The sequence below is a fragment of the Spongiactinospora sp. TRM90649 genome (assembly GCF_029382225.1).
Lineage (GTDB): Bacteria > Actinomycetota > Actinomycetes > Streptosporangiales > Streptosporangiaceae > Spongiactinospora.
The window spans coordinates 111,039-125,246 of sequence record NZ_JARLTC010000034.1; the positions used below are offsets into that span (position 1 = coordinate 111,039).

Here is a 14,208-nt window from a genome sequence, read left to right on the forward strand (position 1 = left end):
GGGGACCGCGCGGCGGACATACTCCGACAGTAGTCCTGCCGACCTGGTGCTCGGGTCCGCCGCTCCGATCAGGACGCCGCCGGGACCAGCCGGGCGGGCCCCTCGGGCGCGCGGTCCGGGTGCCAGCCGGACGGCCAGACGTGCGCCTGGTCCGGGTCGCTGGCGATCGCGCCCTCGAACCGGAGCGCCGACGTGAACGCGGTGTCGGCGAACCGCACCGTGCGCATGAACGAGGCGCGGCTGAAGTCGGCGTCCCTGGCGAAGGAGGCGCCGCCGAAGTCCGCGTCGCCCGCGAACACGGCCTCCCGCAGGTCCGCCTCGCCCTCGAAGGAGCCGCCGTCGAAGCCGGCCTGCCCGCTGAAGATCGCCCTGGCGAAGCCCGCGTGCCTGCCGAACGTCACGTCGCGGAACCAGGCATCGGCGTTGAAGGACGTGCCGCCGAACCCGGCCGCGCCGCTGAAGGTCGCCCCGCGGAACCGGACCGTGCCGTCGAAGGTCACGCCGCCGAACCAGCCGCTGCCGTTGAACGCCGCGCCGCTGAAGTCGGCGGGACGCTCGAAGGTGGCGCCGCTGAACTCGGCGTTGCCCGCGAACACGGCCCGGGTGAAGGTCGCGGTGCCGAACGTGCAGGAGCTGAAGTCGGGGTCGATGAGCGTCGCGCCGGTCAGGTCCAGGCGCACCTCCGCCCAGAAGGAGCCTGGCGAGGCCGAGCGGTTCTCCCGCAGGTGGTTCGCCAGGACGCCCTGCGCGGTGAGGCGGACCTGGAGCTCCCCCTCGCGGCCGTTGCCCGTCGCGCCCGGGTGGTACGGCATGCGCAGGTACGCGCAGAGCAGGTTCACGACGGTCTGACGGTGGCCGGGGTCGGCCTCCGCCAGGCGTTCCAGGCCGTACAGGCCCGCCAGCCGGACGGCGGGCTGCGCGTGCCCCAGTTGCTCGGCGGCCCTGACGTAGAGGTCGGTGATCCGGCGTTCCGCCGCGTCGCGCTCGGCGGCGTCGGCGACCCGTTCGGCGTGCCGTGCCGTCCGGTCGGCCTCGTAGGCGGCGCGGGCGCTGTCCAGCTCGCGGTGGCGCTGACGCCGGAAGGCGAGACCCAGCACGGCCAGCGCGCCGGTCGCCGTCCCGGCGAGCAGTGCGGTGAACAGCACCACGTCCAGGCCGGGAGGGTCCGTCAAGGCCGACGGGAGGTCAAGCGACGAGAGGGGAGGCCGATTCACCCCGAGCAGCAGCAGCCAGGAGGTGGCCGCGGCGACCGCGAGGATCACGATGACGATCGGCAGGACCCACACGATCGCGGGGACGGGCCTGCGGCGTCGTGGAACGGGCTCCGGCCCGGGACGGGGTTCCGCTGAGGGGGCCTCCGCCGCTTCGGCGGGACCGGTTGAGGGCGCGGACGGACGCCGACGCCGGGCCGTAATGCGCATACCGCCCTATCCTCATTCGCCCGCCGATCGTTACGCCCGCCCTCGACCGGGCAGGTGGGAGCCGGGTCAGGCAGCGGGGCGCCGGACGCGGTAGGTGACGTGCTCGGCCGACGGGGTGGAGACCAGGCCGGTCTTCTCCAGGTCGATCCGGGGCCGTCGCCGCGCGGCGCGATGTGCACGGTCAGCAGGTCGGCCAGCCCCGCGCGCAGGTAGGCGTAGCAGAGGTCGCCGCCGCCCATGATCACGACATCCTGGAGTCCAGGCTGACGTGGCCGGGGGCGCCCGCGTACTCGAAGGTCTGCACGATCAGCTCGCCGTCGACGACGGCGTGGAAGACCCCGTGGAAGAGGCCGCCGGTGCGACGGTCAAGCGGCAATACGAAAGCCCCCAGGCGCGAGACGCGCCCGGGGGCTTGGGGGAACTTCTCAGGTCAGGAGTCGGCCCGTCCGTAGACCAGGTGCAGGACCCCGGTGGAGAAGGTCGTCGAGTCGGTCAGGCGCAGCGGCACCTGCGCGCCGTCCTCGAAGAGCCGCTTGCCGGAGCCGACCACGATCGGGTGCACCAGCAGGTGCAGTTCGTCCAGCAGGCCCGCGCGCAGCAGCGAGGCGACGAGCGTGCCGCTGCCGGTGATGGCGAGGTTGCCGCCCGGCTCCTCCTTGATCCGGGCCAGCTCCTTGACGACGTCGCCGCTGACGAGCGTGGAGTTCTGCCAGTCGGCGGAGGTCAGCGTGTTGGACACGACGTACTTGGGGGTGCCGTTCATGTGGCCGGCCAGGTCGTCGGTGGAGGTGGGCCAGTAGCCCGCGAACTCCTCGTAGGTGCGACGGCCCAGGAGCATGGCCTCGCTGTCGTTCATCATGGCCTGGACGGCGTTGCCCATGTCCTCGTCGAAGTACGGGAAGTGCCACTGGTCAGGGGCCTCGACGACGCCGTCGAGGGAGATGAAGAGGCCACTGATGATCTTGCGCATTGCGATATCTCCGTTGTTCTCAGGTGTTTTTCCGCGAAGTAGTGCTTTTTGATTCAGGCCGACAGACGGGCCAGCCACGCCTGCCACGCCTGCTCGGTCTCCCGCCGGTCCACGCCCTTCGCGAAGACGTGGTGGGTGACGACCATCGGGCGGCGGAACCCGCGGACGAATCGGTACAGCGCGTCGTCCGTGCGGACCCCGAGGGTGTCCGCGTTGGTGAAGTCGACGACGCCGTCGATCGGCGGCAGGCCCTCCGGAGCGAGCCGGGCCCGGTCGCCGAGCGCCGGGCGGCCGGTCAGCCCGAGGGCGCCGGGGACCCGGTCGAACACCGTGTCCGCATCGGGCGCCGACGGGGCCACCGCCATGATCGGCGTCGCGGTACGGCCCGCGAAGTGGCCGAGATACGCGCCGAGCGTGCCGAAGTACATCGCGCCGCCCTTGCGCATCGCGTCGTACTCGGCCTCCCAGTCGTCGCCGGGCAGGAAGCCGTCGGTCACCAGCCGCAGCACCGTGCCGGACCGCTCGCGCCCCTCGATGAGGAACTCGAACGCGATGAACCGGCCGTCCGGCGCCTCCTCACTGCGGTGGGCGAACCGCCGCAGCGGTTCCCAGGCGGTGATGGTGGACTCCATGACGAACCCGCCCAGGTCAGTGCGGACCGCCCCGCCCTCGCCCGGCTCGACCTCGGTACGCCCCATGTACCAGGAGTCGTAGCCGGGCCCGGTGGCGATCGCCTGCCACACCTGCTCCGGGGTCGCGTCGGTCTCGACCTCGTCATGCTGCTGGAACTCGCGCCCCATGTCAGGACTCCTTCGTTTCGGGCGCACGGGACGGTGCGGCGGGATGGACGGCGACGACGATCCGGTACGTGCGCCCGGCGGGGGCGTCGCCGTCGTGGTAGCGGCCGACCAGGGAAGTGACCGCCTGGCCGAGCTCCTCGGCGAAGGCGGCCCGATCGGCCGCGGAGGCGAAGCGCACCTCGCCGTCGATGGCGAAGGTCGCCACCGGCTTGCCGGCCCGCGCCGCGCCGGTGATCAGCGCCCCCACGTCACGCACGAGCTGACCCGCCAGCGCGAGCAGCCACCGCGCCGACAACCGGTCGGGCGCCCGTCCCGGATCGGGCGCCACCGAGATCAGCGCGGTGGGGGATATCACATACGACGCCGCGGTGGCCTGGAGCACCCGCTCGGTCATATTGCCCTTGCGACGCTCCTCGACCAGTTCCACCAGCCCATGCCGCTCCAGCTCGCGCAGGTGGTAGTTCACCTTCTGCCGAGCCAGCCCCACACGCTCGGCCAACCCCGCCGCCGACCCCGGCACGGCCAGTTCGGCCAGCAACCGGGCCCGCATCGGATCCAGAGAGACCGCCGCCACAGCCGGATCTTCGATCACCGCCACGTCGAACATGCATGCAGCCTCTCACCGACAAGCTCTCTTGTCAAGACAAACAAAATTGTCGGTGAGCGGCGTCGGTCCTGCGTCGGTCCTGTGTCAGTCGAAGTCCTCTATGTGCGGAGCGGCCATTCCCGTGGCGCCCTCGATCCTGGCCAGTGCCATCCGCGCGTGCTCACGGATGCCGGCCTCTCAGCCGGCATGTCGTCCAAGGCCCTGAGGCGGGCCTGGATCTCCCTGTCCGCCAGCAGGCCCACCTCGACGGCCGCCCATGAGACCCCCAGGGCGTCGCTGTACTCCAGCGCCAGTTCGTCCACCGGCAGACGCGCCCGGGCGAGGATGTCCGTCTGCCGGTCGGCGTCCAGAGCCAGCCGGGCCAGGGCGCGGACGAGCCGGCGGAGCACGAGTATCGGGTCGGGCCTTTGAGTCTCGTGGGCGGTGTTCAATCGCCGGGGCCGGGCAGGACGCCGTGGGCGACGGGCTGGGCGCCGGACCACATCAGGCCGCCGAGGACGATCAGCGCGGCCAGGGCGAACCAGCACGCGGCGCGGCCGTAGCGCAGGCCGTAGCCGCTGATCAGCCAGTAGGCCCACAGGAGCCAGCGGCCGGGGCCCGATCGGGCGTGGCGGCGCATCTCCATCTCGCCGAAGGCGAAGTCGGTGGCCGTGTGCCGGTCCTCGACCCCGGCGCGCAGGCGGGAGTAGAGGGTGGCGAGCTGTTTGGCCGTGGGCGGCGGGGCGCCGCCGGACGGCACGGGCCGGTCCCACAGGGCGCGCTCGTCGGCCAGCACCCGACGCCGCCCCCACCAGCGCAGCGGCGGCCAGCGCAACGCCACGCGCACGCCGCGCGGGGTGTCGGCGAACACGCAGTCGGACAGGCGCAGCAGCTCCGGATGGCGCAGCCCGGTGAAGCTGCATCCGGAAAGGTCGAGCCCGGAAAGGCGCAGCCCGGTGCTGGCCGCGACCTCGCGAAGGGAGACCAGCCGTACCGACTCCTTGCCGGTCAGGGACGCCGCCTCGCGGATCATCGCCCCCTCAAGGTCGGCCTGCGCCTTGCACAGGCGCACGGTCAGCGGGCCGCCCGCCACGCGCAGGCGGCGCATGTCCACCGTGCACCCGGCGGCGGTGAGCGCCAGCCCGGCCCCGGCGTCCGCGCCCGCCAGGGACAACGCGCCGCCCACCGCGCTCGGCGCGAGGTACGCCGACGCGGAGAACCGCGCCGCCGCGAACGACGCGTGCCCCGCGAAGGCCGCCCTGCGGAAGGAGACCACCCGGACGAACCGGGCCGCGCGGAAGCTGGCGTTCGCGTTGAAGCGGACGCCGTCGAAGCTGGCCAGGCCGGTGAACGCGGTGCCGTGGAACGAGGCGTCCTTGCCGAACACGGCCGAGTCGAGCACGGCGTCGCCGCTGACGGAGGCCCCGTCGAACACCGCGTATCCGCCCACCCTGGCCTCGGAGAGTGACAGATGACTGGCAAAGTGCACGTCCCTGAAGCAGACGTTTCTCGTGAAACCAGCGTTGTAGAAGGAGGCCAGCCCGTGAAAACAGGCATGGTCGAAGGAGACGTCGCCCTCGAACACCGCCCCGCCGAAGCGGGCGTCGCCGTCGAAGACCGCGTGATCGAACCGGGCGCGTCCCAGCCGCCCGCCGGTCACACTCAGCATGTGTTCCAGCAGTCTGCCTGGAACACGCACCCCGCGCAGATCGATCGCTGGGGCCAGCCCTCGGGTGAAGCCGCTCACGTCGGACAGCGTCGCTTTCAGCGCGGCGTCCAGTTCGTCGGGTTCGAGATGGGCGAGACACCGCCCGTACGGCCTCCGGGCCGCCCCCATGCACGCGGAGCATGTCGCCCAGCCGACATCCCATGGTTGCATACATCGGTCATACACGTTATGTCGCACTGCGTGAACAGTCCGTAAGGATGAATTCAGGTCGCCTCACCCTCCCCAACCTAGGAAAACACGCTTTCCAGCTCTCCGGGAGAGTGCCCCGCCGTGACGGACCGGTCACCGTGGCGAGACGGTGACCGGTCCGGGAGGGGCGGCAGAGCGGGGAGCGTGGGGTGCGGGCCGCGCTACCGGTCAGTCGGCCTTGGTGGCGTCCGGGTCGTCCAGGGCGAGGTTGAGTTCCAGGACGTTGACGGCGGGCTCGCCCATGAAGCCGAGGGCGCGGCCGGTGGTGTGGGACTCGATCAGTTCCTCCACCCGCTGGACGGGCAGGCCGCGTTCGCGGGCGACGCGTGGGGCCTGGATCCGGGCGTAGGCCGGGGAGATGTGCGGGTCGAGACCGGAGCCGCTGGCGGTGACCGCGTCGGCGGGGACCTGGGCGACGGCGTCGCCCCGCACGGGGACCGTGCGCCCGGCCGCGTAGTCCTCGCCGGGCTTGCCGCACTCGACCGGCACGCCCTGGTAGGAGGTGGTGAACGGGGTGGCCGGGCACGCCTGGTTGACCGACACCGCCCGCTTGGGCGCGCCCACGGCCGGGAAGACCTTCAGCACCGCGCCTACGCCGTCAGGGGTGCAGTACGGTCGGCCGCCGCGCACGCCGTCCAGTTCGCCCGCCGCCTTGGAGCGGGCGCAGACCTGGGTGAGCAGCGACTGACGGCCTTCGTCGGGATTGCCCTCGTCGTCCTTCTGCCCGGGCACCGGAAGCGTGTCCACCACGTCCTCAGGCCCCAGGTTACTGGCGGCGGCGGACAGCATGTCGTAGCCGTCCCCGGCCGCCGACGGGCGGCTCTGGAAGTACTTCGGTATCGGCTCGCCCTCGGCGTCGGTGAAGAGCTGCCCGATGACGGCGCTACCGATCACCTTGCCGTCCTTCTCCACCGGCGAGCCGTTGGCCTTGTCGTTGAACAGCGCCTGGGCCACTCCCGTGACCACCAGCGGGTAGATCACGCCGGTGACCAGCGTGAGCACCAGCACCGCGCGCAGCGCGGCCAGGTGCGAGCCGATCCAGGCTGGCAGACGATGCATGGTTCACATCCCCGGGAGGAACTGGACGAGCAGGTCGATGAGCTTGATCCCGATGAAGGGGGCCACGATGCCGCCCAGCCCGTACAGGTACAGGTTGCGCGACAGCAGCTTGGCGGCGCTCTCTGGGCGGTAGCGCACCCCGCGCAGCGCCAGCGGGATCAGTGCCACGATGATGATCGCGTTGAAGATCACCGCGGCCAGGATCGCCGACTGCGGGCTGGACAGGCGCATGATGTTGAGCGCGTCCAGTCCCGGATACACCGCGGCGAACATGGCCGGGATGATCGCGAAGTACTTGGCGATGTCGTTGGCGATGGAGAACGTGGTCAGCGCGCCCCGGGTGATCAGCAGTTGCTTGCCGATCTCCACGATCTCGATGAGCTTGGTCGGGTTGGAGTCGAGGTCCACCATGTTCCCGGCCTCCTTGGCGGCCGAGGTGCCGGTGTTCATCGCCACGCCGACGTCGGACTGCGCCAGGGCCGGGGCGTCGTTGGTGCCGTCGCCGGTCATCGCCACCAGCCGTCCGCCCTCCTGCTCCTTCTTGATCAGAGCGAGCTTGTCCTCGGGGGTGGCCTCGGCCAGGAAGTCGTCCACGCCGGCCTCGGCGGCGATGGCCCGGGCGGTCGCCGGGTTGTCACCGGTGATCATCACGGTCCGGATGCCCATCCGGCGCATCTCGTCGAACCGTTCGGCCATGCCCTCCTTGACCACGTCCTTGAGGTGGATCACGCCGAGCACGCGGCCCTTCTCGGCCACCACCAGCGGGGTGCCGCCGGAGGCCGACACGCCGTCCACGATGTGGCCGACCTCGTCGGTGGGGTGGCCGCCCTGGTCGCGGACCCATTTCATGACGGCGGTCGCCGCGCCCTTGCGGACCTCGCGGCCGTCCACGTTCACCCCCGACATGCGGGTCTGCGCCGTGAACGGCACCCACTCGGCGCCGGTCAGCTCGCCGGGACGGCGTTCGCGCAGGTTGTAGCGCTGCTTGGCGAACACCACGATCGAGCGGCCCTCCGGCGTCTCGTCGGCCAGGCTGGACAGTTGCGCGGCCAGCGCCAGTTCCTCCTCGCTGACGCCCGCCACCGGGACGAACTCCGACGCCTGCCGGTTGCCCAGGGTGATCGTCCCGGTCTTGTCCAGGAGCAGGGTGTTCACGTCGCCCGCGGCCTCCACCGCGCGGCCGGACATGGCCAGCACGTTGCGTTGCACCAGGCGGTCCATCCCGGCGATCCCGATCGCCGACAGCAGCGCGCCGATGGTGGTGGGGATCAGGCAGACCAGCAGCGAGACCAGCACGATCCCGGTCACGCCGTCGCCGGTCAGCGCGAGTGAGTCGGGGATGCCGGGGTTCTCGGCCTTGGCGTTGATGGCCATCGGCTGCATGGTCACCGTGGCCACCAGGAAGATGATGGTCAGCGCCGCCAGCAGGATGTTGAGCGCGATCTCGTTCGGCGTCTTCTGCCGGTCGGCGCCCTCGACCAGGGCGATCATGCGGTCGATGAAGCTCTCGCCGGGCTTCTGGGTGATCTCCACGACGATCCGGTCCGAGAGGACCTTGGTGCCGCCGGTGACCGCCGAGCGATCGCCGCCGGACTCCCGGATAACCGGGGCGGACTCGCCGGTGATCGCCGACTCGTCCACCGAGGCGATGCCCTCGACGATGTCGCCGTCGCCGGGGATGGTCTCCCCGGCCTCCACGATCACCCGGTCGCCCTGGCGGAGTTCGGCCGCGCCGACCGTCTCCCATCGCTCACCATTGGTGAGACGGCGTGCGGTGGTGTCGCGCTTGGCCGCGCGCAGCGTGGCCGCCTGGGCCTTGCCCCGGCCCTCGGCCACCGCCTCGGCCAGGTTGGCGAACAGCACGGTGAGCCACAGCCAGACCGCGATGGCCCAGGCGAAGAACGACGGATCGGTGATCGCCAGGATGGTGGTGAACACCGCGCCGATCTCCACGATCAGCATCACCGGGTTGCGCCACAGCGTGGCCGGGTTGAGCTTGCGGGCCGCGTCGGGCAGCGAGCGGAGGAGCTGACGCGGATCGAGCAGGCCGCCGCCGACCCTGCTACTGACTCTGCCGGACGGCTGCGCCGCCGGGGCAGGGCCCGTCGAACGCGTGAGCGGGGTGGACATGCTAGGAAAGCCCTTCTGCGAGCGGCCCGAGCGCGAGCGCCGGGAGGAACGTCAAGGCGACCAGGACCACGGTGACCCCCACGACCATGCCGACGAACTGCGGCCGGTAGGTGGGCAGTGTGCCCGCCGACTCGGGGACGGGGGACTGGCGGGCCAGCGACCCGGCCAGCGCCAGCACGAAGATGATCGGCAGGAACCGGCCGAACAGCATGCACAGCCCGAGCGCGATGTCGTACCAGGGGGTGTTCACGGTGACCCCGCCGAACGCCGACCCGTTGTTGTTGGACGCGCTGGTGAAGGCGTAGAGGATCTCGGAGAAGCCGTGCGGTCCCGAGTTCAGCATCGCGGCCAGGCCGGCCTCGTTGCCCATCGCCGCCGCCGTGCCGATCAGCACCAGCACCGGGGTGACCAGGAAGTACATCGAGGCGAGCTTGATCTCCCTGGCGCCGATCTTCTTGCCCAGGTACTCGGGGGTGCGGCCCACCATCAGGCCGGCCACGAAGACGGTGATGACCGCGAGGATCAGCATGCCGTACAGTCCGGAGCCGACGCCGCCCGGCGCGACCTCGCCGAGCATCATGTTGAACATGGTCATCATCCCGCCGAGCGGGGTGTATGAGTCGTGGAAGGAGTCCACCGCGCCGGTCGAGGTGAGCGTGGTCGCGGCGCCGAACGTGGCCGAGTTGGCCACGCCGAACCTGACGTCCTTGCCCTCCATCGCCGCGCCCACGGCCTGCGGCACGGTGGCGTTCCCGCTCAGCTCGAAGACGTTGGCGAGGATCACGCTGGCCACGGCGATCACGCCCATCACGGCCACGATCGCGTAGCCCTGGCGGACCTGCCCGACCATCCGGCCGAAGGTGCGCGGCAGCGCGAACGGGATCAGCAGGATGAGGAAGATCTCCACCCAGTTGGTCCAGCTCGTGGCGTTCTCGAAGGGGTGGGCGGAGTTGGTGTTGTAGAACCCGCCGCCGTTGGTGCCGAGCTCCTTGATGACCTCTTGGGAGGCCACCGGGCCGCCGGTCATGTTCTGCGTGGCGCCGCCCAGCGTGGTGATCTCGTGCGGGCCGGTGAAGTTCTGCACCAGGCCCCCGGCGACCAGCACCAGCGCGCCGACCACGGCGATCGGCAGCAGGATGCGGATGGTGCCGCGCACCAGGTCCACCCAGAAGTTGCCGAGGTCCTCGGTGCGGCTGCGGGCGAAGCCGCGCACCAGCGCCATGGCCACGGCCATGCCGACCGCCGCCGAGACGAAGTTCTGCACGGCCAGGCCGGCCATCTGCACCAGGTGGCCCATGGTGGACTCGCCGGAGTACGCCTGCCAGTTGGTGTTGGTGACGAAGCTGACCGCGGTGTTCCAGGCGATGTGGTCGGTGACCGGGGGGAAGCCCAGGCTGAGGAACAGTTCGTCCTGGAGGCGCTGCAGGCCGTACAGGAAGAGCAGCGAGATCACCGAGAAGGCCAGGACGGCACGCGCGTAGGCGCTCCAGCGCTGGCCCGCGTCGGCGTCCACGCCGAGCAGCCGGTAGATCCCGCGCTCGACGCGGCTGTGCCGTACGCCGGTGTAGACCCGGTACATGTAGTCGCCGAGCGGTTTGTGCACCGTGACCATCGCGAGGACCAGGGAGACGACGAAGACGGCCCCGGCCACGGTGGGGCTCATCAGAACCGCTCCGGGAACAGCAGCGCGGCGACCATGAAGATCACCAGCAGTGCGGCCACGCCCAGGCCGATGGCGTTGACCGCGCTCACAGTCGTTCCACCGCCCGCACGACCAGCCCGAAGATCGCGAAGATCACGACCGTCAGGGCGACGAAGATGACGTCGGCCATCCCCTTACTCCTCCAGCTCGGCTTACGACCGGCGGATCCGCCGGCTATCGGTTGAATGAAATACGGCTTCTAGAGCGATTTGGTGAATCTTGACGGCATATATACGTCGCTACGGGAAATCTTGACGCCCCGCATACAGGGCGAACGAGGCGTCAGAATCGCGTCAATATCGGCGGCATGGGCGTAGCGAACGCGTCAAGAAGGGTGTGATTATTAGAAAGTCGATATTTGCTGGCATATGTCGTACTGGGCGGGGCCGGCAGGAGTGATGATCGACGTGGGACGCGGGCGGCTACGGGTCTACCTCGGGGCGGCTCCCGGCGTGGGGAAGACCTACGCCATGCTCGGCGAGGCCCGCCGCGCCATCGAACGCGGCAAGGACGTGGTGATCGGCGTCGTGGAGACCCACGGCCGGGCGCACACCGCCGAACTCCTGGACGGCATCGAGGCGGTGCCGCTCAAGACGGTGACGCACCGGGGCGCCGTCTTCACCGAGCTGGACACCGACGCGGTCATCGCCCGCCGTCCCCGCCTCGCGCTGATCGACGAACTCGCGCACACCAACGTGCCCGGCTGCCGCAACGCCAAGCGGTGGCAGGACGTCGAAGAACTGCTCGACGCGGGTATCGACGTGATCTCGACGGTCAACGTGCAGCATCTGGAGTCCGTCAACGACGTCGTCGAGCAGATCACCGGAGTGCCGCAGCGGGAGACCGTCCCCGACGAGGTCGTACGGCGGGCCGACCAGGTCGAACTGGTGGACATGTCGCCCGAGGCGCTGCGCCGCCGGATGGCCCACGGCAACGTCTACGCCCCGGAGAAGGTGGACGCCGCGCTCGCCAACTACTTCCGCGTCGGCAACCTGACCGCGCTGCGGGAACTCGCCCTGCTGTGGGTCGCCGGGAAGGTCGACGACCAGCTCGACCGTTATCGCGCCGAACACGGCATCGCGACCACCTGGGAGGCCCGCGAAAGAGTCGTGGTCGCGCTGACCGGCGGCCCCGAGGGCGACACGCTGATCCGCCGCGCCGCGCGGATCGCCGCCCGCAGCAAGGGGGCCGACCTGCTCGCCGTCCACGTCACCCGCGCGGACGGCCTGGCCGGAGGCGACCCGGTCGCGCTGTCCCGCCAGCGCACCCTGGTCGAGAACCTCGCCGGCAGCTACCACCAGGTGATCGGCGACGACATCCCCGGGGCGCTGCTGGACTTCGCCAGGGGCGTCAACGCCACCCAGCTCGTGCTCGGGGCCTCGCGGCGCGGCCGGTTCGCCCAGTTGCTGTCGCGCGGGGTCGGCGTGGAGACCACGGCGAGGTCCGGCTCGATCGACGTGCACATGATCACGCACGCGGAGGCGAAGAAGGGACGGCAGCTCATGTCCGGATCCCGTGCCGCGCTCACTCGTGAACGGCGGATCGTCGGGTGGATCACGGCGGTCGCCGGAACCCCGGCGCTGACCGCCGCGATGATCCCCTTCCGCGACATCCTGGCCCTGCCCAGCGAGATACTGGTCTTCCTGCTGCTGGTCGTCGGGGTCGCGCTGATCGGCGGCATGTGGCCCGCGATCACCACGGCGGTCGGCGGGTCGCTGCTGCTCAACTACTTCTTCACGCCGCCGGTGGGGCAGTTCACCATCGCCGATCCGGAGAACCTGTTCGCGCTGGTGGCCTTCATGGTGGTGGCGGCGGCGGTGAGCGCGATCGTGGACCTCGCGGCACGCCGTACGCGGGAGGCGGCGCACGCCACCGCGCACGCCGAACTGCTCTCCACGCTCGCCGGGCACGTGCTGCGCGGCGACTCGGCGCTGCCGTCCCTGCTGGCGCGGATGCGCGAGACGTTCGCCCTCACCTCGGTGACGCTGCTGGAACGCGACGCCGTGGCCGGGCAGACCGCCGACGACCACTCCGACCCCGAGTCGTGGCGGATCGTCGCCACCACCGGCGGCGCGCCGTGCACCTCCCCGGCCGCCGCCGACACCGAGGTCGTCATCGACGAGACCCTGACCATGGCGGTCAGCGGGCGGCTGCTCAACGCCGCCGACCGGCGCGTCCTGGAGGCGTTCGCGGCCGAGGCCGCCGTCGCGTTGCGGCAGGCGCGGCTCAAGGAGGAGGCCGAGCAGGCCAGGCCGCTGGCCGAGGCCGACCGGATGCGCACCGCGCTGCTCGCCGCCGTCAGCCACGACCTGCGCACCCCGCTTGCCTCGGCCAAGGCCGCGGTGGACAGCCTGCGCGCCACCGACGTCACCTGGTCCGCCGACGACCGCGCCGAACTGCTCGCCACCGCCGACGAGTCGCTGAGCCGCCTGGACCGCCTGGTCGCCAACCTGCTCGACATGAGCCGCCTGCAGTCCGGCGTCCTCGGGGCGTCCTCGCACCCGCTGGCGCTGGACGAGGTCGTGCCCAAGGCGATCGACGACCTCGGGCCGCTGCGCGACCGCGTGCGCGGCGACGTCTCCGTGGAACTGCCCGAGGTGCTCGCCGACCCGGTGCTGCTGGAACGCGTCCTGGTCAACGTGATGTCCAACGCGATCCGCTACAGCCCGCCGGGCCGTCCGGTGCTCGTCACCGGGAGCCGGCACGGCGATGACGTGCAGGTGCGCGTCATAGACCGGGGGCCGGGCATCCCGGCCGAGGCCCACGACCGGGTCTTCCTGCCGTTCCAGCGGCTCGGGGACCGCGACAACCACACCGGCGTCGGCCTGGGCCTCGCGCTGTCGCGCGGGCTCGCGGAGGCCATGGGCGGCACGCTGGTGCCGGAGGAGACCCCCGGAGGCGGACTCACCATGATCCTTACCCTGCCGGTGGCGGGCGCCGTCCCGGTACGCCCATGACCCGCATCCTCGTCGTGGACGACGAGCCCCAGATCCTGCGGGCGCTGCGGATCAACCTGGCCGCCCGCCACTACGAGGTGGACATGGCCGGGGACGGCGGGTCGGCGCTGCGCCAGGCCGCCGACCGGCACCCCGACCTGGTGCTGCTCGACCTCGGCCTGCCCGACATGGACGGCGTGGACGTCATCCAAGGCCTGCGCGGCTGGACCAACGTGCCGATCATCGTCCTCTCCGGCCGCGCCGGGAACCGCGACAAGGTCGAGGCCCTGGACGCCGGGGCCGACGACTACGTCACCAAGCCCTTCGGCATCGATGAGCTGCTGGCCAGGGTCCGCGCGGTGGCCCGGCGCTCGGCCGTCACCGAGGCCGAGTTCGCGCAGATCCGCGTCGGCGACCACATGGTGGACCGGGTCGGCAAGACCGTCTCCGGCGGGGTGCGCCTGACCCCGACCGAGTGGCACATCCTTGAGATCCTGCTCCGCAACCCCGGCAAACTGGTCGGCCACCGTCACCTGCTGACCGAAGTGTGGGGGGCGCAGTTCGTCAAGGAGTCGCACTACCTGCGTCAGTACATGGCCCAGCTCCGCAGGAAGCTGGAACGCGACCCGGCCCATCCCGTCCACCTGATCACCGAACCCGGGATGGGTTATCGTTTTCTGGTCTGA

General features: G+C 71.1%; 12 protein-coding genes and 1 pseudogene. 2 read left to right on the plus strand and 11 right to left on the minus strand.

The window, feature by feature from the left end:
• Positions 1 to 68: 68 nt before the first annotated feature.
• The 11 genes and pseudogenes from P3X83_RS33695 to P3X83_RS33745 form a co-directional block, all read right to left on the minus strand.
• Entirely contained in the window at positions 69 to 1,286 is a 1,218-nt protein-coding gene (locus P3X83_RS33695) for a pentapeptide repeat-containing protein (RefSeq protein ID WP_277309372.1), read from the minus strand.
• A gap of 388 nt (positions 1,287 to 1,674) precedes the next feature.
• Positions 1,675 to 1,767: pseudogene (locus P3X83_RS33700) on the minus strand (ATPase); the annotation flags it as partial.
• A gap of 84 nt (positions 1,768 to 1,851) precedes the next feature.
• Complete coding sequence (locus tag P3X83_RS33705; RefSeq protein WP_277309373.1) at positions 1,852 to 2,391, minus strand: dihydrofolate reductase family protein; 540 nt, start codon at positions 2,389 to 2,391, stop codon at positions 1,852 to 1,854.
• A 53-nt stretch (positions 2,392 to 2,444) separates the two neighbouring features.
• Entirely contained in the window at positions 2,445 to 3,191 is a 747-nt protein-coding gene (locus P3X83_RS33710) for an SRPBCC domain-containing protein (protein ID WP_277309374.1), read from the minus strand.
• Between the two features lies 1 nt (position 3,192).
• Entirely contained in the window at positions 3,193 to 3,798 is a 606-nt protein-coding gene (locus P3X83_RS33715; protein WP_277309375.1) for a helix-turn-helix domain-containing protein, read from the minus strand.
• Positions 3,799 to 3,896: 98 nt separating this feature from the next.
• On the minus strand, positions 3,897 to 4,187 hold the full coding sequence (locus P3X83_RS33720) for a hypothetical protein (RefSeq protein WP_277309376.1): 291 nt from the start codon (positions 4,185 to 4,187) through the stop codon (positions 3,897 to 3,899).
• A 38-nt stretch (positions 4,188 to 4,225) separates the two neighbouring features.
• Positions 4,226 to 5,614, minus strand: coding sequence for a pentapeptide repeat-containing protein (locus P3X83_RS33725; RefSeq protein ID WP_277309377.1), 1,389 nt, complete (start codon positions 5,612 to 5,614; stop codon positions 4,226 to 4,228).
• A gap of 249 nt (positions 5,615 to 5,863) precedes the next feature.
• Positions 5,864 to 6,754 carry a potassium-transporting ATPase subunit C gene (locus P3X83_RS33730; RefSeq protein ID WP_277309378.1) on the minus strand — a complete coding sequence of 297 codons (891 nt, stop codon included), beginning with the start codon at positions 6,752 to 6,754 and terminating at the stop codon, positions 5,864 to 5,866.
• A 3-nt stretch (positions 6,755 to 6,757) separates the two neighbouring features.
• On the minus strand, positions 6,758 to 8,884 hold the full coding sequence (gene kdpB, locus P3X83_RS33735; RefSeq protein WP_277309379.1) for a potassium-transporting ATPase subunit KdpB: 2,127 nt from the start codon (positions 8,882 to 8,884) through the stop codon (positions 6,758 to 6,760).
• A gap of 1 nt (position 8,885) precedes the next feature.
• Positions 8,886 to 10,547: a potassium-transporting ATPase subunit KdpA gene (gene kdpA, locus P3X83_RS33740; protein ID WP_277309380.1), complete on the minus strand. Its 1,662-nt coding sequence runs from the start codon at positions 10,545 to 10,547 to the stop codon at positions 8,886 to 8,888.
• Positions 10,547 to 10,636 (minus strand): potassium-transporting ATPase subunit F, encoded by a 90-nt coding sequence (locus P3X83_RS33745; RefSeq protein WP_277309381.1) that lies wholly within the window; start codon positions 10,634 to 10,636, stop codon positions 10,547 to 10,549. Before P3X83_RS33745 ends, kdpA begins: the two co-directional genes overlap by 1 nt.
• A 348-nt stretch (positions 10,637 to 10,984) precedes the next feature.
• Here P3X83_RS33745 and P3X83_RS33750 point away from each other — a divergent pair, with 348 nt between their 5' ends.
• Positions 10,985 to 13,543 (plus strand): DUF4118 domain-containing protein, encoded by a 2,559-nt coding sequence (locus tag P3X83_RS33750; RefSeq protein WP_277309382.1) that lies wholly within the window; start codon positions 10,985 to 10,987, stop codon positions 13,541 to 13,543.
• Positions 13,540 to 14,208: a response regulator gene (locus P3X83_RS33755; RefSeq protein WP_277309383.1), complete on the plus strand. Its 669-nt coding sequence runs from the start codon at positions 13,540 to 13,542 to the stop codon at positions 14,206 to 14,208. Before P3X83_RS33750 ends, P3X83_RS33755 begins: the two co-directional genes overlap by 4 nt.

Excerpts from the sequence above, each read along its gene's own strand:
- P3X83_RS33705 (WP_277309373.1), bottom strand. The coding sequence starts at position 2,391 with ATGCGCAAGATCATCAGTGGCCTCTTCATCTCCCTCGACGGCGTCGTC.
- P3X83_RS33710 (WP_277309374.1), bottom strand. The coding sequence starts at position 3,191 with ATGGGGCGCGAGTTCCAGCAGCATGACGAGGTCGAGACCGACGCGACC.
- P3X83_RS33715 (WP_277309375.1), bottom strand. The coding sequence starts at position 3,798 with ATGTTCGACGTGGCGGTGATCGAAGATCCGGCTGTGGCGGCGGTCTCT.
- P3X83_RS33725 (WP_277309377.1), bottom strand. The coding sequence starts at position 5,614 with ATGGGGGCGGCCCGGAGGCCGTACGGGCGGTGTCTCGCCCATCTCGAA.
- P3X83_RS33730 (WP_277309378.1), bottom strand. The coding sequence starts at position 6,754 with ATGCATCGTCTGCCAGCCTGGATCGGCTCGCACCTGGCCGCGCTGCGC.
- kdpB (WP_277309379.1), bottom strand. The coding sequence starts at position 8,884 with ATGTCCACCCCGCTCACGCGTTCGACGGGCCCTGCCCCGGCGGCGCAG.
- kdpA (WP_277309380.1), bottom strand. The coding sequence starts at position 10,547 with ATGAGCCCCACCGTGGCCGGGGCCGTCTTCGTCGTCTCCCTGGTCCTC.
- P3X83_RS33750 (WP_277309382.1), top strand. The coding sequence starts at position 10,985 with ATGATCGACGTGGGACGCGGGCGGCTACGGGTCTACCTCGGGGCGGCT.
- P3X83_RS33755 (WP_277309383.1), top strand. The coding sequence starts at position 13,540 with ATGACCCGCATCCTCGTCGTGGACGACGAGCCCCAGATCCTGCGGGCG.